This window comes from Silvimonas sp. JCM 19000, assembly GCF_054652575.1.
In genome coordinates this window covers 71,209-89,493 of record NZ_BAAIHC010000020.1, presented here as the reverse complement: position 1 = coordinate 89,493, position 18,285 = coordinate 71,209, and the positions used below count along the sequence as shown (strand labels likewise).

The following is an 18,285-nucleotide window of genomic DNA, read 5'->3' as shown; positions in this document are numbered from 1 at the left end:
CCCCATCAGTGCATAAGTCTCAGGTTCCGGCACCGGGTTGATAGCAGCCTGGAAGGTGTACGAGCCACCCTTCGGACCATCGGCCAAGCCAGTCACAACGTAGTAGTACGAGCCGATGCCCAGGCTGCCGAAATCATAGGTCGTGCTACCGGTCGTGCCGTCGAAAGTGTAGCTGGCCAGTTCGGTGCCACCGGCGGCAAACAGGGTAATCAGGCCGTTAGTGATGTCGAACTTGTTTGCCAGGTTCGCAGACACTGCAAGAGCAGTGTTGTCGAAGGTGCCGTCCAGCTTGAAATCATATTCGTCGCTGAACAGGCCAGATACGTGAGTTGAGTTGCTATAGAAGCCGTCAACCGACAGAGTGCCCCAGTCGATAGTGTCAGCTTGGGCGCCTGCTGCTGCAGCGATCAAAGCGGCGGCGGCTAGAAGTTTGAAGGAACGCATTTGGCAAGTCTCCGTTCATGGGTGAGTAGTAAGGATGGTGCTGACTGCAAGTGGAAGTATAGCTTTTGACAAAAGTAAGTAAACAGATATTTAAGCTGCTTTTAAGGATGCCGACAGGCGGTACATTCGATCCTTGAAACGGAAAGAGCCCCACAAAAGTGGGGCTCCCGCAAAACAACTACCCCAGACTTGCCAGTGAGGGGTAGCCACTTTGCAATTTATGCGAAAGCAAGAACATTTTCAATACGAATTTTGTATCAGTTTCATGAAATAATTCGGATATTTTGCGTCAGTTGCATTTAATCAACACATTCACCCTAACCAAACAAATGACTTTTTTTGCGAAATCCTGACAAAGACATATAGTGCTTTGTCAATGTTCTCATTGACAACCTTGTGTTCCGCCGGCTGATTGAACGCAGCCGGCGGCTTTTTTTTCCAAGGTTAGTTTGGTCGCGCCGGCTATTGCTACCGGACGTCCAGTTCAATCTCATCCGATGTAAGACCATGTTCACGACCCGGAGCCTAATGGCCGGGAATGGCCGCTGCGGCTTTGATGTGGTCAGGGAAATTATTAGTCGGTACTCAGGAGAACAGACCTGCAGCTTCGTCCGGGCGGAAATTGGCGATGACCAACTCGCCGGCTGACTGACGCTCGCCTTTGTCTCTCCCGTTGGCCACGCAGTATTTCAGCTCAAGCCCCTCCATCCAAAAGTCTTTGAACGCCTCGCGGATGGCGGGGTGATCGTTGATCGAGACAACGACCTTTCCAGAGCATTCCCGCATGAACTCGGCCATGACGGCATATTCGTCGAAGCTCCATTGCACGCCATAACCTTCAGTCTCCCAATAGGGCGGGTCCAGATAGAACAAGGTGTGACTGCGATCGTAGCGCTCGACCAGCTTGCGCCAGTGCATGCTTTCTACATACACGCCGGACAAGCGAAGATGCGCTGCGCTCAGAGTTTCCTCGATGCGAAGCAGGTTGACCGAGGGGCCGGTGGTGGCAGTGCCGAATGTCTGTCCATCGACTTTGCCACCAAAGGAATGCTGCTGGAGGTAGAAAAACCGGGCCGCGCGCTGGATGTCAGTCAGTGTTTCCGGCCGTGTCTCCTGCATCCAGGCAAAAACCTGCCGGCTGGATAGAGCCCACTTGAATTGGCGGACGAACTCCTCGAGGTGCCATTGCACCACCCGGTAAAGATTTACCAGTTCGCCATTGATATCGTTGATGACTTCGCATTTGGCAGGCATCGGCCGCATAAAAAAAAGTGCGGCGCCGCCTGCAAACGCCTCGACATAGCAATCGTGCGGCGGGAAGAGGGGAAGTATCTTGTCAGCCAGGCGGCGCTTGCCGCCTAGCCAGGGAATGATCGGTGTGGCCATTGCATGATTCCGGATTAAGACGCTCAGGGCGTTCCGGTGCGAGGCTCTCGGCCTTCAATGAATTGATTACCCGGCAACGCGGGCATTTGATTTCGAGATAGGTGTAAACGGCGCGCGCCAATAATTTGGCGCATTGACGACAACGGATGTCTTGCATCGCTTCTCCATGGCAAATAGAACGATTGTTCTATTTTGACATAAAGAAGCGTCCGACCTAGATTCCGCCAACTTGGTCCAGCCAGTCCTGCAGTGCGCTTAATTGGTAGATGGCTGAATCGCCATCATTTGCGATGCCTTCCAGGTCTGATGCAATCGCTGGGTCAAGTTCGGCTGTCGCCGCTCCATCATCCACGCTGGCGGCGCTGGCAAGCGCGGACACGCCACTTGCGGCATCACAACGGGCTGCGATGCGCACGCGGACAGCACCAGCAGCAAGAGCGCGCTGCATACGCTGGTTTTCTTGATTGGCACGGCGTTGTTCCTCATAACGTTGTTTGTCGATCAGCGCCACGGCGCTAGCCATCGATGCTTCCTGCCGACGGCGCTGCTCACTGAGGCGCGCTACTGCGGTCGCTTCCAGGGCGATGCGGCGGCTGTCGCGCAGCGACCACTCGGCGTCCTTGGCGTCCGCACCACGGACGTAAAAAAAGGTGGCCACAGCCACCACCAGCAAACCGAGTGCTGCCCAGCGCCCCCACCACGGCAGAACCTTCGTCATCGCATCACCTCGCTGTAACGCCACATGCGCGCTTCCACCCGCGCCGGATAGCGGCTGTTTATATCGCAGAACGATTCGCCGTATCCGGCTGCCTTTGCCCTGCCCTGCGGACATTGCCGTTCGAGCTGGCCGAACCAGACGCGGGGCTGGCAGCCTGATCGCGCCTGGCACGCTCTGATCCGCTTGACCACGGAACCGGCACCGCCGTTGTACATCGCCGCGGCGCAGGCTTTGGCGCTGCGGTTGTCTGCCATCAGCGGGGCGCACTGGCGGTCGTTTACGCGCAGTTTCAGCACCACCGCGCGAAGCTGGTATTCCGCCCGGGCGCAGTCGCGCCACGACCAGTTGGCCAGCGAGCGATCCTGCCCGCGCGCTTCGGCCAGCGCGTCAAAGCGCACACGCCCAGCAGCGTCGTACGCCTGCGTAAACTGGCCCAAACCGCAGCCGAGCTCGCGGCTGGTCTTCAGCTGCGCATGGGTTTTCCAGCCGCTCTCCTGCTCGATCAGCGCTGGCACCCATGCACGCGGCTCAACACCGGGCCAGTAGCTGGCCAGCTCGGTCTTGAGCTGCGGGATCAGCGCTGGCGCATCGCCCGGCAGCGGTGCCGCCAGCGCGACGCCACACACCATCAGCGCAACGATCAGCCCAAGTAAACGATGCATAGCAGCGCTCCCAAACGCAGGAGGTGGCCCAACCAGTACATCCACGCCATGCTGGCGGCGTCGCCGAAGTGCGCGGCATCGCGCACCAACCGCTGAAAATCGACGCCAGGATTAAACGTGGCGCGCATCAGCTGCAGCGAGATTTCGAGCCAGCACACCACCGCTAGCGCAGGCAGCACGCGGGCGACTTCGGGAATGCCTGTGGCGCGCGCGATGGGCTGGAACAGCACAAAAGCCAGCACGGTAAACACCAGCGCCAATGCCACGCGCCACTTGAAACGGTTAAACGTCTTTTTCATGGGAATCCTCTCGATATGAAAAAACCCGGCCGGAGCCGGGTCTATTTGCGTGCCATCACGATCAGTTCTGGCAGATGGGTCATCGCGAACCAGAGAAGCATCAGGCTGCCGCCCAGAAACGCCCAGGCGGTGCCCTTGGCGATATGCAGACGCACTTCCGAAATCAGCTTGATCTTTTCTTCTTCGCGCCGGATCAGCGCGTCGTGATACTCGCGGTGGCCCCCGGGGTCGCCACCCGGAAAGCCGCTGCGAATCTCGTCGACTTTTGCTTTCAGCTCTTCCAGCGAGTTCATGACCTCGGCCAGTGTCGGCCGGTTGTTTTCGTGCGGCACGGTGACTCCTGTCTCGCCGGTTGCTATTCCGAAAAAAAACGGGCCATGTTGGGCATGGGTCCCGCTGAGGGGACTGCCTTGACGCCGCTGGCGGGGGTTGAGCCCGCCCGCCAGCGGTCTTTCTTTTTCAGCCGCGGCGCATGAACGGATTGGCTGAACACACGAACATCGCATTTGCGTTGTGGCCATCCGGAGTCAGTTTCCAACCGAGATTGATACGCAGGCATCTGCCTGGAAAGCTTGGCCACACCAGATACCAGTGCCAATAACGGCCACTACGCAGCCACATCCAGCCCGCTTTGAACACAGGACGGTCCTGCACGGCCGGATCACCCGCCAGGGTGAACGGCGCGCCATCGACCAGGCGTGCCGCCAGCACCGTCCACGCAAAGCCATACGCCGGATTGCGCCAGAGCCATAACACCCGGCGCCGATAACGCGGCGTGGCCGCGTGTGCCGCGCTGAAATCGGCGTCACCATCCAGCGGGTTGTCGGGCGTCTGGAACCACGACAGGCAGGGCGGCAACCACCCAGCGGCAGATGCAAATAACGGCAGGACCGGCGCCAGCAGATAGGCAAGCAGGGTCATCAGCACATCCAGTGGCAGCAATATCGGCCAGAGCAAAAATTCGATCATGCCCCGCCCTCCGGCATGACTGGCCAGGTCACGCTGGCCTGCGTCAGATCGATGCGGTTCACCGCAACCCTGTATTGCTTCCACGCCTTGAGCGCGGCGGCTTCTGCAAGCGTGCTCTCGTCAAGGTCGACCGCATCCTGCAAAGGCGCGATGGCCAATGCCGCCGTGGCCAGCAGTTGGTCGCGGGCGACCTTGTTGCTGGACTGGATCTGCTCGGCGGTGGGAAGTGGATAAGACACTTTGGTGATGCTGCCATCGGCCAGGCGAGTCCAGCGCCCATCCGTTTGCTGAATAGTTTGCTGGAACAACGCTTCCGTCACCTCAATCGCTTCAACCGGAATGTCTGCATGGACCGCGTCGTCGTATCGCTGGACCAGCATGCCACTGGCATCAAACAGAATGAATTTCCTGCCGGGCCGTTCCTCGGACGGCAGCGCGGCCGGAAATGGCGCTTTGGTGACACCGCCATTAGCATCCAGCGTCCACAAACCGTCGGATTCCTGAAGCGTTCGCGCGAAAATCGCGTCAGATACCTCAACCGCATCAGCGGGAATACTCAGGTCGACGGCGTCATCAAAACGCTGGATAAGCACGCCATTGCTGTCAAATTCGAGGAATTTCCGGCTGGGCTGGTTCTGCTCAGGTGCCGGTGCGGAGTACGGCACTTTGATAATTGCGCCGCCAGCATCACGCATCCACACACCGTTCGTGTCCTGCATGATCTGCTGGAACAACGCATCGTCGACCTCAATCGCGTCAGCGGGAATTCTTGGATCAACGGCATCATCCAGACGCATGCTGAGCACGCCGTTGCTATCAAATACAAGGAATTTGGCCATGTTCAATATCCGATTGCGAACCAGTCGAAGGACCATGCGCCCGCGGAGACGGTGCGCATGATATTGGGGGTCGTGCCGCGACCCGTATGCGAATACGGCAAGCCGACTGCGTTCTGCCAAGGGGTGATTTCGAGGCAAACGCACGTTGTCGGAAAGCTGATGTTGTAGGGCATGTCCCGCGTGGTGCCCGCCGCCGTGTCGGCAATCGAGCCCCATTGCAGGATCAGGCCGCCGGGCAGCTTCTGGTAGCCATTTGCCGCGCGCGATGCGGAGAACGCGTTGGCGTACGCGAGCTGCGCGGTTCCCCCGGTTGCGTAAAGCGCAGCGCCCCCCGTACCTGTCAGCACCAACGAATCGCCGATGTTGAGTGCGATGGAGGTCAGGCTTTGGGAGCCGGCCGCAATCGTGTCAGACCCGGCGCGACTGATCGTCATGACCCCTGTGCTGAAATTCCAGAACTCGATTTTTGCGCCAGCCGGAATCGACGCGGCGGGCGGCAAGGTGACCGTGACCGCCGCCGTCGCAGAGCCGACCTGCGTCGAACCCACATCCGCGGTCGTTAATGTTTTGGAGGCAGTCACCAGCGTCACGGTGCCGGTGAACCAGCCAGCGCGCTGCAGGAATGCAGTGGTCACTAGCCTGGTCGAATTATCAAACAAGGCAGGCGTCGGCGCGGTTGGCGAGCCCGTGAAAGCGGGGCTGGAGAGCATTGCGCTTTGCTGCCACGACGACCAGGTGCCGTTGTAACAACTGCGGTAATAAACAGAGCCGTTGTTGTAGTGCTGGTACATCTGCGTTGTAACCCAGCCATACGACAGCACGGTCAACATGCCGGCGGCGGCAATCGGGTAATTCAATGCGAGCGACGCGCCCGCGTTTGCGCCCTGGGCGTAGAAGCCGGTATAGCTGTCGCCCGTGAGGGTGTTCAGATCGACTGTGCCCAGATCCTTGCGGGTGACGCTCGACGCGCGCGATGCAAACAAGACCTGCAGTGCGGCCAGCACCTGATTGGACTTGGTCTCATCGGGCGACAGCCCGGCAGCAACTATGATGGCCAGTTGCTCATCGGTGATCGCATTGGCCCAACTGGCGGGATCAAGGCTGCCCTTGATGCCGCTGGCAGCATCGCCATCAGTAAACTTGCCGTTAAGCAGACCTACGCCCGCGACGGACTTCGGATAATCCATGCTTACTCCTTAGCCATAAGCAAAAAAAACCCGCGTATGGGCGGGTTTGAGTTTGTTGATCGTGCATTCGAAGCTGGCGTTGCCGAATACCTGGTACGGCTCGCCCATGGGCTGGCCGGATCGTCGGTGCAGTACCTGCGATACCGGCAGGTTGAACTGCCACACAAATTGCCAGTCGGTACCGGCGTAGCGTTCGCCCATGCGCGCGCGGCCATGACGGCGGGCGCGGAATTCGGTAATGGTGGCGTTGGAGTAACCGGCCGCTGCGGCAATGCCGATGAAATACGCGCGGCTCTGGCCACCAGTGGATGCCAGCCGAGTGGCCACGGCGGCTTGGCGCTCGGCCAGCGTCAGCGCGCCTTGCACCGTACATTCATCAGGCAGGCCGCACACGCGTTCGTAATCGTCCAGCAGCTCATGGCTGTTAAGCGGAAACACCTCGCGCAGCAAGTCGTCGACACGACCGTGCACCGCCGCAAATCCGGCACCGAAGGCGGCCAGTAGCTGCTGCAACACCGAATCAGGGTTACGCGACCACGCCACGCCCAGCGGCAGCAGGCTGGAAAGCTGCTGCCGGTAATCTTCGCTGGTCACAGCCATGTGACGCTCCCATAGGTCGCCATCTGGATCGGCCCGTTGACCACGTCGGCGGCTGGGCTCACCAGCAAGTGGTCGGTCTCGCCTGTTGCCTGGCTGATCGCGTCATCGATATGACTGCGCAGAAACGTGGTGCCGGGCACGGATTCGCGTGCATGCAGATCCTGCAGCGCCGCCACAACAGCAGCCTTGACCGCCGCCGTCGCGGGCGTCAGCCGGATTTGATAGGCAACGGGCTGCGCAATCGGCGCCAGCACGGTCAAATCGGCGGTCACGGGGCGCAGGGTGTCGACATAGGTCTGCACGGCCGCAACCTCGGTGGCATCCGGGATCATGGAAGCATCGGTATCGCGCACAAACAGCAGCCCGACCGTGCCCAGGCCGAAATAAGCGGGCAGCTCCCAAGCGCGCGTCACGCCCGCCACCTCCAGCGCCCAGTTCACGTAGTCCCCAGTCGCGCCACCCTGCGGTGGATCCTGAATCCGCGACAACACGCGCGCGCGCAGATCGTCGTCGGCTTCCACGTCATTGCCACCGGTAATACCCGGCGACTGGACAACGGCGGTACTCACCACACTGCTGATCGGGGTCGTGATCGAAAACTGCAACCCGGCATCGCAGTTGCCGCTGCTGCCCACGTCGGTGGCCGCCACCGCAATATCCACATAACCGCCGGTGCCAATGACGCCCGCTGCCGTCGTGACAAACTCGGCCGCGTCAGAGCGGGTAAGCGCCGTACCAGCCGGCACACTCACGCCGGCTGCGCCGGTAAAGCGCGCGAAGCCAGTCGCCAGCGTCGCCGCCTTGCGGCCGTCTTTGAGCCAGATCGCGGCATGGCGGCTCAAGAAATCCGCTTCGGCCGTATCTACAAACAATTGGCGCGCCATCCAGGCGAGAAAGCCATAAAACAGGTGCAACCCGCCAGCGACAACGCGGGCCAGCACGTTCAGGACCGAGGAACGCAGGCGCGATTCGGCGCCGGGCAGGCGTGCCTCGATTTCCGAAATCTGGCTGTTCACCAGTTCGGTCAGGGTCGGGCGTGTCCAGCTCATTGATTCATCCTGATTTGATAAGGGGTGTTGTCGACCAGAATGTCGAGCCACAGCCAGCCGCGCTGCGGACTGGAAGCGGTCACCGACACCGATGCGGCGATACCGTCATCGATCAGCCACTGCAGCGCCTGGCGCGCGTAGGCTTCCGCTTTGCGCATCACCGCGGGCAGCTGCTTTTCGCGAGCCAGCAACCAAAGCCGGGAGCCGAGCGGCACCGGCCGGTCATCGTTCACGGCGATGGCGTCGCCCCACCAGCCGCGTGGATCACCTTCAAAATCATCAGCATCTTCGGCGCGGCGGTCAGTCAGCAGGCTGATCAGGATTGCGGTATCCAGACCGGTATCCATCTGCAGGCCTGTCAGCGCGGTGGCGATGTCGCAGCCGGCATCAAAGCCGCCGTAAAGCACTTTGATATCTGCCATCACATCACCTGATTCGGCGCGTCCGAGGTGTCGCCACCCTTCTGCACGCCACCATGGCCATGGCCGTTGTAGGTGGTGCGCATGGCCGCCATGGTCGACCCGCCCGCGCCAGCGTGATCCGTAACGTCTAGCGCAGCCTGCACTGCGCCCGTGCTTGCGGTTACCGGCACGTTGAGCTGCAGCTTCGGCGCGTTAACTTCCATCTGGGTGGTGGCGTTGATGCGCAGGGTGTTGGTCGAGATCTCGATGACCTTGCCGCGCTTCATGTGGATGCGGTCGCCTTCGTCGGTGTAGATGCACACCTCGCCGGCCTGCAATCCCTGTGGCCGCACCGCAGGGTCGTCAACCGCGACGGCCATCAGGTGGTCGCGACTGCCGGCGACGGCCACCATCACCACTGTGGCGCCGGGCAACGGCACCGAGGTCAAGCCGTAGTTCTGCGCGCGCTCGACGCCATCGCGCGTTTCGTCGGCCAGGGCCGAGACCTGCAGCAGCTGCAGGCCGTTGGCGTCATTGACCAGGTTGACCACGGCACGGGCCACCATCAGCCGCAGCTTGCGTAGCGCTTCATGCATCAGTTCTGCCCCCAGTCGTTAATTTTGTTGATGTCGTTCTGATCGAGCGCGATCAGGCCGACCGGCAATTCGTTTTTCTTGCGCAGCTCGCCGTTCTTGCCGCGCATGCGCGAGCCCAGCTTGGTCACCTTGATGCCGGCGAGCTGGTCGAAGGCGCGCGGATCGGCCAGCTGCAGTTCACTGCGGGCACCGACGTCCGAGAGGCGATAGCGCACCGCGTTGATCAGCAGCTCGCCATTGGCGCGCAGCAGATTGGAAACCAGCGGCACTCGCAGGTTTGCCCGCCACAGCGGCAGGCCTTCGCCCTGACGCCAGCCCTGCACGGTGACCGTGGCGCGATTGCTACGGCCAGCGCGCACGGTCTTTTCCCAATCGGCGCGTTCCTGCGCGGTGGCGTCCTGGGCCTGGTCTTCGGCCAGCACGATCAGCGGCCGGTACCGGGAAATCACGGCGTCTGCGCTTTTGCCTTTGTCGTCGTGACTTTTGCGGCTCTGGCCCTTGATGTGATATTCGCTGTAGCGCTCGGTCCAGCTGAACGTGCCCTCGGCCGCCAGGATGTTCTGGCCCTCCACCAGCGAGGTCTGCGCTTTTTCGAAGCCGGGCGCCGAGATGAACAGCGCGCCGTCACCACGTGTGGTCAACAGCACCGTGCGCATGCGCGCGGCACGCTCCAGGCAATCGAAGACCGATTCGCCATCCTCGATATTCCAGGTCGGAAACACTTTGTCCGCTTTGGCCTGCACCGCTTTGTCGATCACCACGGTGATGCCGAAAGGCTTGCACAGGTCGCGGGCGATCCGCGCCAGGCTGGCACCCTTCCACTGGCCTGAGCCATGGATGGCGCTGCAGTCGACCAGGTCGGCCGTTTTATCGCGGCCAGACACCGTCAGCGATCGCTGGTTGGCGTCGAACTGCGGCGCCACCTCATCGATCCAGCCTGTTAGCAACGCCTCACCATCAATGAGCAGCACGCAGGACTGGCCCGGTTTGACCGGCCGGCCCGCTTCGGTCCCGGGCCAGTGTTCGGTCAGGTTCAGCGTGAACGAGCCAGCGAGCTGCTCGATGCCGGTTTCAAAGGCGAGTTCAGTCCAGCCGCCGTAAATCTGGCCAGCGACCTTGAGTTCTACGTTTGTCATGGGCGTAAAAAAACCCGCCGGGGCGGGTTTATCCATCATCTTTTAGGTTGTATCAGTGCGGCTTCCAATTTGTTTGCCAGGAACCACGCGATGGTCGCTGGGGCGACCCAAATTGCCAATCCGCCACCGAGGGTGAACGCCTTGTCCATGGAAAGCATCGGGCTAGATACCACTGCCGCGATCGGCAATGTAAGCACCAGCTGGAACACAACAATCAAATATGCGCTTCCGTGTTCACGCATATGACGGTACGAATCGAGATATTCCCCCATTCTTTGCTTGCCCCGCTGTTTTGCGAGCTCCCGATAAAAAATGATCACGTTCTTTTGTTTGACGAGAATGCAAACGGCCAATCCCCATTGCGGGAGAACAAACATTGCAAAGAGTCCGACAGCAGCGGATGGGCCATATGCGAATCGTGAAGCGGCTGCAGTGACCAACACGCCGCTAGCGCTCGCGAGAGCCATAACCCAAGTGAAGCTGCGAAAGCTAACAAGAAACTGCCTCGCTAAATGCATGACGACGATGGGCGAGCTAGCTATATAAGTGAACGCAAAGCCATAGACGCCAAGTAGTAAAAGATGCGGGAAGCCAAAGCTTGCTGGATCCGTGGGCAGGAACAGCAACGCGGAGAACGCAGGATTGAATTGAAAAACGGCGTAGATAAGCAGCGCTCCGACTATAGTCCCTTGCGCATACCGCACGGCATACGCCGCCCACCATTGACCGCTTGTTGTTTCCGGCATCTTGCCTCCCCTCTGTGTACGTAGAGCGCAACCTAGCGCGCAACTTGTGGATCTTCAAGTGCCAGAGAGCAGCGAAAGCGAACTTCCGCCCGGCACAAATCCCGGGTGCTCGATGCTATTGCGCGCCACCAGATCACTCTCCGCATCAAGCGCGGCGTTCTGGCGCCATGCTATGACCAACGATGGTTCGCTAACTTGAGTGGCAACAGACACCAAATCAAACGTCGTTGGCAAGCGATCCGCCACGGCCTTGATGACTGTCGCCTTGAGCGCGATCAGCTTCGGATAGCTGGTATCCGACGCGGCCTCGGCCAGCTCATCCAGCGCGGCCAGCACCACATCACGCACCGCCTCCAGATCGGCCGAAGCGATCACGGGCACATCAGGCAACGTGCCGGCCACCTGAATCGCGGCGATCGTCTGCACGGCGGTCTGCATTGCCTGTTGGTTGGCGGCGATCTGCGCGTTGGTGGTGAGGGACGTTGCCGTTTGCTGGCTCGAAGTGCCGCCCGTTGCCGTCTGACCGCTACTGGCCGAGCTGACACCGGACGAACTCACTGGCAACGCGGCGCTCATCAGCGGCTGCACCTTGCTGGCGGCCTGTCGCGCGATACTGGGCAGTTGGACATTGCTGAATGCCGAGAGCCCAGTCAACGGCGTGGTCAACGTGCCGTTGATGCGTTCAAGCGACCCGACCAGACGTTGATACAGCGCCAGCGGCTGGCTGATCAATGACTGGACCGGCGCAATCAAATTGTCGAGCATCGACTGGGCGTCGTTAATCAGCCCCAGGTGCTGGTCCACCCAGTCAAATGCAACCTGCGCGGTGGCTAATGCGTCCTGCAGCACCGCGCCGCTGGTGCCAGGCAACCACGACGACAAAAAGTCGGCCTGCGCGGCGTCCGTTGCATCGTCTACGGCCGCCTGCAACTGGGCAGCTGCATCGACCCGACTGGCCGGATACAGGTTTGCGCCCGCTTCGCTAAATTCGATGGTGAACCGGGCCATGCCGCCTTCGGCCGGGCTTTCTTCGACCGAGGCGTCGGTCACCACGACGCTCTGGCGGCCCCGGTAGGGGTGCACCAGTTCGCCGGGCCCCGGCGCCTCCAATGCGTCGATCAGGGCATCGCGCGCCGACATGTAGTCGGCACCCAACACGAACGCCTCAATCGAAAAGCTACGCGCCTTGCGGCCCATATCTTCGCTGTTGGGGGTGTCTTTAAGCGGGTATTCGACCAGTTGCACGCGGCGGCCGATCTTACCGCCCGCATGCTGCGTGTAAAAGGGCACGCCACGAAATGACCCACCCTGCAAATCATCACGCCATGCCATCAGCCCGTGCCTCCCATATAAGTACCGACACGCGGCGTTTTGATCTGCAGACCTTGTCCGGCAGGCTGCGTCGCGGTGATGCGCGAAGCGTTGATGCCCTGCGGCATTTCGATCTTCACTTCAATCACGCCTGACACCTTGTTGTTGAGACTGCCGGGCGCCAGGGTCGCGGGTTGCGACGGCGCCGCGCCACTCGGTGTGGCGGCCGGTGCCGACCCAGGCACCATAACATTCAGGGTCTGCCGGGCTTCCTTGTTACCGAACGTGGCCAGAAACCGGGCTACGCCCTCGCCGATGTCATCCGAAAACGTCGTGCCCTCGATGGCGTGTTTGTACAGCATGGTTCCGCCGGCGTAGCCGGCAGCACCCGCGCCGGCAACCGCAGCGGCAGACGTCGCTACCGCGCCTGCGCCCATGGCAGGAATCCACTTAAGATTGGTTTTGCCCAGCGCCTTGAATTGCTGCCAGAGCGAACCGGCCGCATCCTTTGCTGCGTCCGGCACGTCGGGGTTCTCGCCAACGCCACTTCCGAAGCCGGTTGGCCAGTTCGTGACCTCGACCGGCGTCACCCCCGCGACCTTGCCCAGCGTCTCTTTCACTTTTTCGGCGGCCGGACCACCAGCGCTCTTGCCAGCAAGCTTGCCAGCGCCCCACTTCAGGACCTTGCCAGTACCCCAGGCACTGCCCGCAACGCCCAGCACAGCCGCGCCAATCTCGATCTTGCCCAGACCATCGTCGCTCAGCTTCGACAGCTTTTCGGTCAACGTGTCGACCGATACGCCCAGCAAGCTACTGCTCTGCAGGGTGGCCTGCATATTGATATCCATCCGCTTCAGCTGCTCGCTCGCGGTGGTCATCATATTGACCTCTTCCTGTTTCAGCAGTCCTTTCGAGTTCGAAGCCTGATTACGGATGCGCTGGTATTCCTGCATGTTGGCCAGCATCGGCGCCAGGAAGTTTTGTACCTGCATATCGCTGAACAACTGCCCCAGCTTCATACGGTCGCCCTTGGTCACCTTCTGCGTGAGCTGCGCGAAATACATCACCGGATCACCGCTGGCGATGGCCTTTTTCATCTCGGCGCTGTAATTGACGCCAAATTTCTTGAAGGCCTTGGCCGTTTCCGGCGCCGACAGCTTGGCCAGAAAGTTTTTCAGGTTGTTAGCGGCTTCAGCCGGGTCACCCGCGCCTTTCAATGCAATCTGTAGCGCGGCGCCGAGGCTGGCCACGCCTTTCGTGCCCTTCACACCGAGCTGTGCTGCCGATGCGGTGAGCTGCGGAAAATACAGCGCCATATCCCGCAACTCGAACGCGCCTTCATTACCGGCCGATGCCATCATTTCGAGCGCGCGATCAACATCGCCCACCGGCACTTTCAGGTTGTCGTAGACCGAATAGATTGAGCGGCCCAGCTCTTCCACATCCGCGCCGGTGGCGGTGGCCGCGTGGCCGATGGAGCGCGTCATGGTCATGGCCACGCGGGGATCAAGCCCCTTCGACACCAGTGCGCCAAAGCCGCGCAGCAGATCGGCCTGCGTCTGGTTGGTGGCTTTCGATGTACTGATCAGGCCGGTTTTCCATTCGGCCATGGTGGACTTGAACTTCATCTGGCCCACGCCCGCTGTGTTGGCGATGTTGGCCAGCTCGTGCTCAACGTCAATGGCCTGTTCAGCTGCGTCCTTGAGGCCCAGCACCATGCCGCCTCCAACTGCCAGTGTGGTACGCCGACCCCACTTTTCCATTTCGCCGCCGAGGCCATTCATGCCCCGGCCGACCGCGCCGACGGTGCCTTTCAGCCCCTTCAGCTTTGTCTCGAACTTGTCGACCGAATTTCCGGAATTGCCGAGCGCCGCGCTAAACTGGTCCTTCAGCGTAAGCGCCACCATGATGGTGGTAATGGGTGAAGCCATATGTCGAATTCCCGGATTTTGTTAATCGTGGCCCTTGGGGTCATCGCCTGCTTTGCCGTCCCGATGATCCTTTTTGCGTGGATCGGCGGCTTTACGGCGGGCCAGACCTTTACGGCGTTTGGCATAGCCGGGTGCCTGCTCGCACTGATGATGGCGGCCGTTGCTGCATTGCGGGCCTTCTTTCGCAGTTGAGCGCTGTTGCCTGCTAATCATGGCGAGCAGGCCCACCCTTCAGCCTCATCACCTGCCGGTGATACATCAGGAACTCGTCCAGCGGCATGCGGCTGACCTCGCTGGGCGCGATCCCGCCGCCGATCACCAGATCGCCAAAGAGATCGTCCCAGCTCACGCGCTCCGCGATCAGCCGAACCAGAACAAAAAAGGGTTCACCTTGCTCACCAGCTGCTGGAAGTCAGCGGCACCCAGTTTGTCGAGCGCGGCAGCCGGCACCGAACTCATTTCGGCCGCCAGATCCAGCGCGGCATCGAGCATGCGGCCGGGGTCGCGCACTTTGCGGTAGTCGCCGGCGGTGGGTTCCTGCAGCTCCAGCCGCGTGATCAGCGCCTCGCCCAGTGTCACCGGCTTTTGCAGGTCGATCACGATCGGAAAAGTGTTCTGACCCATTACAGTTTCTCCACGCGGGTGCCGGACATCTTGATGCCGATTTCGCCGTCACCACCCGTAAAATCAGGCGGATCGGTGATGAAGCCATCCTTCACCACATAGCTGACTCCGATGTCGGTCTCAAAGACCACCGTGCTATCGACCAGCGAAGCCAGCGTGACCAGATCGGTATCCTTGCCCATCACGATGGTGAATTCGACAGTGGGTGCCTTCGTTTTTTCGGTGTAACCCACCACGCCGACATCGGTTTCGACCGCGGTGCGTTCAACGCCGCCCACATTCAGTTTCGCGCCCGATTTGGAGCGCTGGCGCGAGCCATTGATGCTGATAAACACGCGCCCGGCAAATTGCGTCATGCGGATTCTCTCCTGATACGAAAAAAGGCCAGGACGTGGCCGGCCTTTCGGGGTTTGCTTTTCGCCGCGTTACAGCAGGTATTGCACGGCGGCGGCGAAGATGCGGAACTGGTTGACGATGTCCGGCGGGATCACCGCATTGATGCGGTTCGGGTCGCTATTGCTACGCACCACCACCAGATCGGCTTTGAACTGGTCGAAGTTCTCGACCAGACCCGCCGCCTCAAGCTCGCGGAACAAAGCCAGCAGCTCCGCGCGAATGATTGACGGCGTCACGATGGCCTGCCCCGGCGCGTAGTTGGTGCCGTCGTTGGCCAGCTTGTGCCGTGGAAAGCGCAGCGCCAGACGCGCGCGCACGGCGTAGCGGATGTAATCCACGGTCCACTTCGATTCGAGGTCGAGCAGACTGGTATCGGCCACGCCATAGGCGTTTTTCTGGTAGTTGGTGACCACACGCTCGATGGTGACCGTGCCATCGTTGCCGATCACCATCGTGCTGATGCCGGAGCGCAGAAGCAGGTCGCGATCGGTGCGCATGAAGCGCGATTTCAGCGGCGGCGCCAGCACGCCTGGCAGCGACAGCGTCTGGAACGGCCGCGCCGGATCAATGGCGCCAGAGGCTTCGCATACTGCAGCCAGCACCGCAGCCAGTTCCCACGGCGGCGTCGGCGTGTCGTACAGGCCCGGCGTCGAAACATGCGGACTGTTACGCGTGACGCCGAAGCTGGTCAGCGCGGCCTGCGTGGCCACCATCGCGTTGAAAACGTGGCCCGTCTTTTGCTGCATCGGGCCCCACTTGGTGTCGAGCATCGCCTCAAGCACCTGCAGATTCGCCGTGTCGGTGAACGGGCAGATGATCGACGAATACTGGTCGTCGCCAATGGCAGTGACAGCGGCAGTGACATCGGGGTTGCCCGCGCCGCTGGCCATCGGCACCAGCACGGCCGTTACACCCGTAGGAAGCAGATCGTCACTGTAGTAATTCAGGCGCAGATCGATGCTGTTGCCCAGCAGGCCCTTGTTCTTGGCGGTGAAGGTGACGACGCCAGCAGCGGCTGCGGCCGTGACGGGCAAATCGGCTGCTGCAGTCACCGCCGCAACGACCTTGGTGGCCACAGCGGTCGCGGCATCCGCCGTCAACACGCTGACCTGCAGGCGCTGGCCGGCGATATACAGTGCCAGGATGCCGTTGGCGGTCACGCTGCCGGTGATGGTCAGCGTGCCGGTGGCGGCAACACCAGCCGCCAGATCGTCCAGCGCAATCGCATACATCGGCGTGTTGTCGTTGGCAGCGCGCGCCATGGCGATGCAACGATGGATGATTGAACCGCGGCCAAAATAACCGGCAGCCTGGTCGGCCGTGGTGATCAGGGTCGGCACGCCCGCCTGAACGGTGCCCGCAGGCAGGCGCTGGCCGATGACGAGCAATTTGCGGTCTTGCGCCGGCAGACCGTGCACGGCATGGCTCTGGTCAATCTCGATCCACTGGCCCGCCGTGCGGATGTCGACCGGGATGCTGTTAAAGCTGATGTTCTCAGGCATTCAAGCCTCCAGAAAAACAGAACCCCGCACGCGGCGGGGTCTGTCGGGTTACTTGGATTTCGCCGGCGCGTCGCCAGGCGGCGGATCGACCACCAGCACGTCACCATCGGCGATGCGCCGATACCAGTACGGGTCCATTTCGACCGGCTGGCCGTCAGCCTTGAGCGCGGCGTGGCCGTCGGGAAACAGCACCGTCATGGGCGGTTCGCCCTCGCGCGGATCGCGCGGTTTGAGGAACAGGTTCATGGGGTTCCCTGTGGGTTGAAATCAATCTGTGCGACGGGCTTGCTGGTGGAGTAATCGCCCTGCAGCCACTTCGCATGTACTGCCGGCGACTCGAACGGCTCGCTGTCCAGATCGCCGTGCAAGCGTTGGAACTGCCCGAAGCGCGGCGCGGTTGCATCTTCGGTAACGTCGGCATCATCGAACGGCGCTTCGTCATAGGTGGCAATCCACGTCTGGGCATATACGGCCACCACGCGCTCGCCTTCGCCGTCCATGCCCACCTGCAGCTCTTCCGGTCGCAGGGGAATCGTGGACAGTCCATTGAGGGTGGGGTTCTGGAACAGCGCGCGCTCGACCTGCTGCAACAGCGCTTCGGCCTGGTCATCGGCGGTTTCGTCCGACTTCACCACCACCGCCACCGCAAACTGCACGTGGTGGCGGAATTCGGGAATGTCACTGACGTCAGCCGACTTGCGGCCGAGGGTGCCGACATGCACCGCGGGCAACTTGCCTTCATTAAAGCGGCGCGCCCGGTTGCCCCAGACATTTGCGCCCGCTGCCGTGCCCGCGTCGCGCAGGATCTGCACCATGGTCTGGCGCATTTGCGTGAGCATGTGTGCCATCAAAGCTTCCTCAGACGGAGATACGTGAAGCCGTAACTGTCCGGATCTACACCGATGACCAGCCAGCTACTCTGCTCGCCCTGGTCGATTACCAGCACCGTCTCGTCATACGGGTCCGGCGGAAGATCGGCGTTGTTGCATTCCAGCACCGGCGTGGCATCGTCGACGTCGAATCCTTCCACCTTCGCCACCTTGCCTTTGCGATGAAACATCGCGTCGAATTCCGGCCCACTACCAATGGTTGCGCGTGCGGTAAAGCCGATCCGCGCTGCGGCCCGCATCAAGCGTCGCGGGTCGAACGCCATTAGCGCACCGTGGCGTCGAGTACCACGCGGCCAGTGACGTCGCCGTTGGCCTTCGCGTTCAGGAATGCGCCAATCAGCGTGTTGTTGGTCGCAGTGATGGTGACGCGTTTGTTAGTCGCATCCCAGTACGCTTTGGCGCCTTGGGCGGCGACGTCGGTATTAAGCGCGGCGAGGTCGACCACGCCTTCGCGGCGCACTTCAACCGGCGCGCCATTGGCGGCGGCGTTAGTGGCCACGCCGAAAATGCTGCCGACCAGAACGCCGTCGCCGGAATTCAGCGCGCTCGGCGCGATCAGCGTCACGACGACGCCGGCTTGAACGTAATTTTTCATGTGG

The 18,285-nt window shown here is 61.2% G+C and carries 27 protein-coding genes; 1 reads left to right on the top strand and 26 read right to left on the bottom strand.

Annotation, left to right across the window (positions count from 1 at the left end; genetic code table 11):
• From ACYQ1A_RS16655 to ACYQ1A_RS16570, 18 genes are all read right to left on the bottom strand, one after another.
• Nucleotides 1-444 (bottom strand): FxDxF family PEP-CTERM protein (locus ACYQ1A_RS16655; RefSeq protein ID WP_499363735.1); only part of this gene is annotated, 444 nt, incomplete at its 3' end.
• 585 nt (nt 445-1,029) lie between these two features.
• A complete protein-coding gene (locus ACYQ1A_RS16650) occupies nt 1,030-1,830 on the bottom strand; it encodes a DNA adenine methylase (protein ID WP_499363734.1) in 801 nt (266 codons plus the stop codon).
• Nucleotides 1,781-1,987: a Com family DNA-binding transcriptional regulator gene (locus ACYQ1A_RS16645; RefSeq protein ID WP_499363733.1), complete on the bottom strand. Its 207-nt coding sequence runs from the start codon at nt 1,985-1,987 to the stop codon at nt 1,781-1,783. Before ACYQ1A_RS16645 ends, ACYQ1A_RS16650 begins: the two co-directional genes overlap by 50 nt.
• Nucleotides 1,988-2,044: 57 nt before the next feature.
• A complete protein-coding gene (locus ACYQ1A_RS16640) occupies nt 2,045-2,548 on the bottom strand; it encodes a lysis system i-spanin subunit Rz (protein ID WP_499363731.1) in 504 nt (167 codons plus the stop codon).
• Entirely contained in the window at nt 2,545-3,210 is a 666-nt protein-coding gene (locus tag ACYQ1A_RS16635; protein WP_499363730.1) for a hypothetical protein, read from the bottom strand. The genes ACYQ1A_RS16640 and ACYQ1A_RS16635 overlap by 4 nt, the downstream gene beginning before the upstream one ends.
• Nucleotides 3,189-3,509, bottom strand: coding sequence for a hypothetical protein (locus ACYQ1A_RS16630; RefSeq protein ID WP_499363729.1), 321 nt, complete (start codon nt 3,507-3,509; stop codon nt 3,189-3,191). The genes ACYQ1A_RS16635 and ACYQ1A_RS16630 overlap by 22 nt, the downstream gene beginning before the upstream one ends.
• Nucleotides 3,510-3,550: 41 nt before the next feature.
• The gene (locus ACYQ1A_RS16625; protein ID WP_062222018.1) at nt 3,551-3,841 is read right to left on the bottom strand and encodes a hypothetical protein; all 291 of its coding nucleotides are present in this window, start codon (nt 3,839-3,841) and stop codon (nt 3,551-3,553) included.
• Between the two features lie 127 nt (nt 3,842-3,968).
• Nucleotides 3,969-4,478: a DUF7338 family protein gene (locus ACYQ1A_RS16620; protein ID WP_499363727.1), complete on the bottom strand. Its 510-nt coding sequence runs from the start codon at nt 4,476-4,478 to the stop codon at nt 3,969-3,971.
• On the bottom strand, nt 4,475-5,317 hold the full coding sequence (locus tag ACYQ1A_RS16615; RefSeq protein ID WP_062222024.1) for a tail fiber assembly protein: 843 nt from the start codon (nt 5,315-5,317) through the stop codon (nt 4,475-4,477). The genes ACYQ1A_RS16620 and ACYQ1A_RS16615 overlap by 4 nt, the downstream gene beginning before the upstream one ends.
• Before the next feature lie 2 nt (nt 5,318-5,319).
• Nucleotides 5,320-6,504, bottom strand: a complete 1,185-nt coding sequence (locus ACYQ1A_RS16610; RefSeq protein ID WP_499363725.1) for a pyocin knob domain-containing protein — start codon at nt 6,502-6,504, stop codon at nt 5,320-5,322.
• Nucleotides 6,505-6,513: 9 nt separating this feature from the next.
• Nucleotides 6,514-7,104, bottom strand: coding sequence for a YmfQ family protein (locus ACYQ1A_RS16605; protein ID WP_062222034.1), 591 nt, complete (start codon nt 7,102-7,104; stop codon nt 6,514-6,516).
• Nucleotides 7,095-8,153, bottom strand: coding sequence for a baseplate J/gp47 family protein (locus ACYQ1A_RS16600; RefSeq protein ID WP_499363723.1), 1,059 nt, complete (start codon nt 8,151-8,153; stop codon nt 7,095-7,097). Before ACYQ1A_RS16600 ends, ACYQ1A_RS16605 begins: the two co-directional genes overlap by 10 nt.
• Complete coding sequence (locus ACYQ1A_RS16595) at nt 8,150-8,575, bottom strand: phage GP46 family protein (protein ID WP_499363722.1); 426 nt, start codon at nt 8,573-8,575, stop codon at nt 8,150-8,152. The genes ACYQ1A_RS16600 and ACYQ1A_RS16595 overlap by 4 nt, the downstream gene beginning before the upstream one ends.
• Entirely contained in the window at nt 8,575-9,150 is a 576-nt protein-coding gene (locus ACYQ1A_RS16590) for a phage baseplate assembly protein V (protein WP_499363721.1), read from the bottom strand. Before ACYQ1A_RS16590 ends, ACYQ1A_RS16595 begins: the two co-directional genes overlap by 1 nt.
• Nucleotides 9,150-10,286, bottom strand: coding sequence for a phage baseplate assembly protein (locus ACYQ1A_RS16585; RefSeq protein WP_499363720.1), 1,137 nt, complete (start codon nt 10,284-10,286; stop codon nt 9,150-9,152). The genes ACYQ1A_RS16590 and ACYQ1A_RS16585 overlap by 1 nt, the downstream gene beginning before the upstream one ends.
• 35 nt (nt 10,287-10,321) lie before the next feature.
• The gene (locus tag ACYQ1A_RS16580) at nt 10,322-11,032 is read right to left on the bottom strand and encodes a hypothetical protein (protein ID WP_499363718.1); all 711 of its coding nucleotides are present in this window, start codon (nt 11,030-11,032) and stop codon (nt 10,322-10,324) included.
• A 54-nt stretch (nt 11,033-11,086) separates the two neighbouring features.
• Nucleotides 11,087-12,364, bottom strand: a complete 1,278-nt coding sequence (locus ACYQ1A_RS16575; protein ID WP_499363717.1) for a DNA circularization protein — start codon at nt 12,362-12,364, stop codon at nt 11,087-11,089.
• Nucleotides 12,364-14,274, bottom strand: coding sequence for a phage tail tape measure protein (locus tag ACYQ1A_RS16570; protein WP_499363716.1), 1,911 nt, complete (start codon nt 14,272-14,274; stop codon nt 12,364-12,366). Before ACYQ1A_RS16570 ends, ACYQ1A_RS16575 begins: the two co-directional genes overlap by 1 nt.
• Between ACYQ1A_RS16570 and ACYQ1A_RS16565 the strand changes: the two genes are divergently transcribed.
• Nucleotides 14,275-14,466, top strand: a complete 192-nt coding sequence (locus ACYQ1A_RS16565) for a hypothetical protein (protein WP_499363714.1) — start codon at nt 14,275-14,277, stop codon at nt 14,464-14,466. It abuts the gene before it with no gap.
• A gap of 13 nt (nt 14,467-14,479) precedes the next feature.
• On the opposite strand, the gene ACYQ1A_RS16560 is transcribed toward ACYQ1A_RS16565, so the two are convergent.
• The 8 genes from ACYQ1A_RS16560 to ACYQ1A_RS16525 all read right to left on the bottom strand — a co-directional run bounded on the left by ACYQ1A_RS16560 (nt 14,480) and on the right by ACYQ1A_RS16525 (nt 18,281).
• Nucleotides 14,480-14,623 carry a hypothetical protein gene (locus ACYQ1A_RS16560; RefSeq protein ID WP_499363712.1) on the bottom strand — a complete coding sequence of 48 codons (144 nt, stop codon included), beginning with the start codon at nt 14,621-14,623 and terminating at the stop codon, nt 14,480-14,482.
• 11 nt (nt 14,624-14,634) lie between these two features.
• Entirely contained in the window at nt 14,635-14,898 is a 264-nt protein-coding gene (locus tag ACYQ1A_RS16555) for a phage tail assembly protein (RefSeq protein ID WP_499363710.1), read from the bottom strand.
• Nucleotides 14,898-15,254, bottom strand: a complete 357-nt coding sequence (locus ACYQ1A_RS16550) for a phage tail tube protein (RefSeq protein ID WP_499363708.1) — start codon at nt 15,252-15,254, stop codon at nt 14,898-14,900. The genes ACYQ1A_RS16555 and ACYQ1A_RS16550 overlap by 1 nt, the downstream gene beginning before the upstream one ends.
• A gap of 69 nt (nt 15,255-15,323) precedes the next feature.
• A complete protein-coding gene (locus tag ACYQ1A_RS16545) occupies nt 15,324-16,796 on the bottom strand; it encodes a phage tail sheath C-terminal domain-containing protein (RefSeq protein WP_499363706.1) in 1,473 nt (490 codons plus the stop codon).
• Between the two features lie 48 nt (nt 16,797-16,844).
• Complete coding sequence (locus tag ACYQ1A_RS16540; RefSeq protein WP_062224817.1) at nt 16,845-17,042, bottom strand: DUF2635 domain-containing protein; 198 nt, start codon at nt 17,040-17,042, stop codon at nt 16,845-16,847.
• The gene (locus ACYQ1A_RS16535; protein ID WP_499363704.1) at nt 17,039-17,644 is read right to left on the bottom strand and encodes a phage protein Gp37; all 606 of its coding nucleotides are present in this window, start codon (nt 17,642-17,644) and stop codon (nt 17,039-17,041) included. The genes ACYQ1A_RS16540 and ACYQ1A_RS16535 overlap by 4 nt, the downstream gene beginning before the upstream one ends.
• Complete coding sequence (locus ACYQ1A_RS16530; protein ID WP_499363702.1) at nt 17,644-17,949, bottom strand: head-tail joining protein; 306 nt, start codon at nt 17,947-17,949, stop codon at nt 17,644-17,646. The genes ACYQ1A_RS16535 and ACYQ1A_RS16530 overlap by 1 nt, the downstream gene beginning before the upstream one ends.
• On the bottom strand, nt 17,949-18,281 hold the full coding sequence (locus ACYQ1A_RS16525; RefSeq protein ID WP_499363700.1) for a DUF2190 family protein: 333 nt from the start codon (nt 18,279-18,281) through the stop codon (nt 17,949-17,951). Before ACYQ1A_RS16525 ends, ACYQ1A_RS16530 begins: the two co-directional genes overlap by 1 nt.
• Nucleotides 18,282-18,285 lie beyond the last annotated feature (4 nt).

Bases quoted from the DNA above. Each gene is read 5' to 3' on its own strand.
- ACYQ1A_RS16650 (WP_499363734.1), bottom strand. From the start codon at position 1,830: ATGGCCACACCGATCATTCCCTGGCTAGGCGGCAAGCGCCGCCTGGCT.
- ACYQ1A_RS16645 (WP_499363733.1), bottom strand. From the start codon at position 1,987: ATGCAAGACATCCGTTGTCGTCAATGCGCCAAATTATTGGCGCGCGCC.
- ACYQ1A_RS16640 (WP_499363731.1), bottom strand. From the start codon at position 2,548: ATGACGAAGGTTCTGCCGTGGTGGGGGCGCTGGGCAGCACTCGGTTTG.
- ACYQ1A_RS16635 (WP_499363730.1), bottom strand. From the start codon at position 3,210: ATGCATCGTTTACTTGGGCTGATCGTTGCGCTGATGGTGTGTGGCGTC.
- ACYQ1A_RS16630 (WP_499363729.1), bottom strand. From the start codon at position 3,509: ATGAAAAAGACGTTTAACCGTTTCAAGTGGCGCGTGGCATTGGCGCTG.
- ACYQ1A_RS16620 (WP_499363727.1), bottom strand. From the start codon at position 4,478: ATGATCGAATTTTTGCTCTGGCCGATATTGCTGCCACTGGATGTGCTG.
- ACYQ1A_RS16615 (WP_062222024.1), bottom strand. From the start codon at position 5,317: ATGGCCAAATTCCTTGTATTTGATAGCAACGGCGTGCTCAGCATGCGT.
- ACYQ1A_RS16610 (WP_499363725.1), bottom strand. From the start codon at position 6,504: ATGGATTATCCGAAGTCCGTCGCGGGCGTAGGTCTGCTTAACGGCAAG.
- ACYQ1A_RS16605 (WP_062222034.1), bottom strand. From the start codon at position 7,104: ATGGCTGTGACCAGCGAAGATTACCGGCAGCAGCTTTCCAGCCTGCTG.
- ACYQ1A_RS16600 (WP_499363723.1), bottom strand. From the start codon at position 8,153: ATGAGCTGGACACGCCCGACCCTGACCGAACTGGTGAACAGCCAGATT.
- ACYQ1A_RS16595 (WP_499363722.1), bottom strand. From the start codon at position 8,575: ATGGCAGATATCAAAGTGCTTTACGGCGGCTTTGATGCCGGCTGCGAC.
- ACYQ1A_RS16590 (WP_499363721.1), bottom strand. From the start codon at position 9,150: ATGCATGAAGCGCTACGCAAGCTGCGGCTGATGGTGGCCCGTGCCGTG.
- ACYQ1A_RS16585 (WP_499363720.1), bottom strand. From the start codon at position 10,286: ATGACAAACGTAGAACTCAAGGTCGCTGGCCAGATTTACGGCGGCTGG.
- ACYQ1A_RS16580 (WP_499363718.1), bottom strand. From the start codon at position 11,032: ATGCCGGAAACAACAAGCGGTCAATGGTGGGCGGCGTATGCCGTGCGG.
- ACYQ1A_RS16575 (WP_499363717.1), bottom strand. From the start codon at position 12,364: ATGGCATGGCGTGATGATTTGCAGGGTGGGTCATTTCGTGGCGTGCCC.
- ACYQ1A_RS16570 (WP_499363716.1), bottom strand. From the start codon at position 14,274: ATGGCTTCACCCATTACCACCATCATGGTGGCGCTTACGCTGAAGGAC.
- ACYQ1A_RS16565 (WP_499363714.1), top strand. From the start codon at position 14,275: ATGTCGAATTCCCGGATTTTGTTAATCGTGGCCCTTGGGGTCATCGCC.
- ACYQ1A_RS16555 (WP_499363710.1), bottom strand. From the start codon at position 14,898: ATGGGTCAGAACACTTTTCCGATCGTGATCGACCTGCAAAAGCCGGTG.
- ACYQ1A_RS16550 (WP_499363708.1), bottom strand. From the start codon at position 15,254: ATGACGCAATTTGCCGGGCGCGTGTTTATCAGCATCAATGGCTCGCGC.
- ACYQ1A_RS16545 (WP_499363706.1), bottom strand. From the start codon at position 16,796: ATGCCTGAGAACATCAGCTTTAACAGCATCCCGGTCGACATCCGCACG.
- ACYQ1A_RS16540 (WP_062224817.1), bottom strand. From the start codon at position 17,042: ATGAACCTGTTCCTCAAACCGCGCGATCCGCGCGAGGGCGAACCGCCC.
- ACYQ1A_RS16535 (WP_499363704.1), bottom strand. From the start codon at position 17,644: ATGGCACACATGCTCACGCAAATGCGCCAGACCATGGTGCAGATCCTG.
- ACYQ1A_RS16530 (WP_499363702.1), bottom strand. From the start codon at position 17,949: ATGGCGTTCGACCCGCGACGCTTGATGCGGGCCGCAGCGCGGATCGGC.
- ACYQ1A_RS16525 (WP_499363700.1), bottom strand. From the start codon at position 18,281: ATGAAAAATTACGTTCAAGCCGGCGTCGTCGTGACGCTGATCGCGCCG.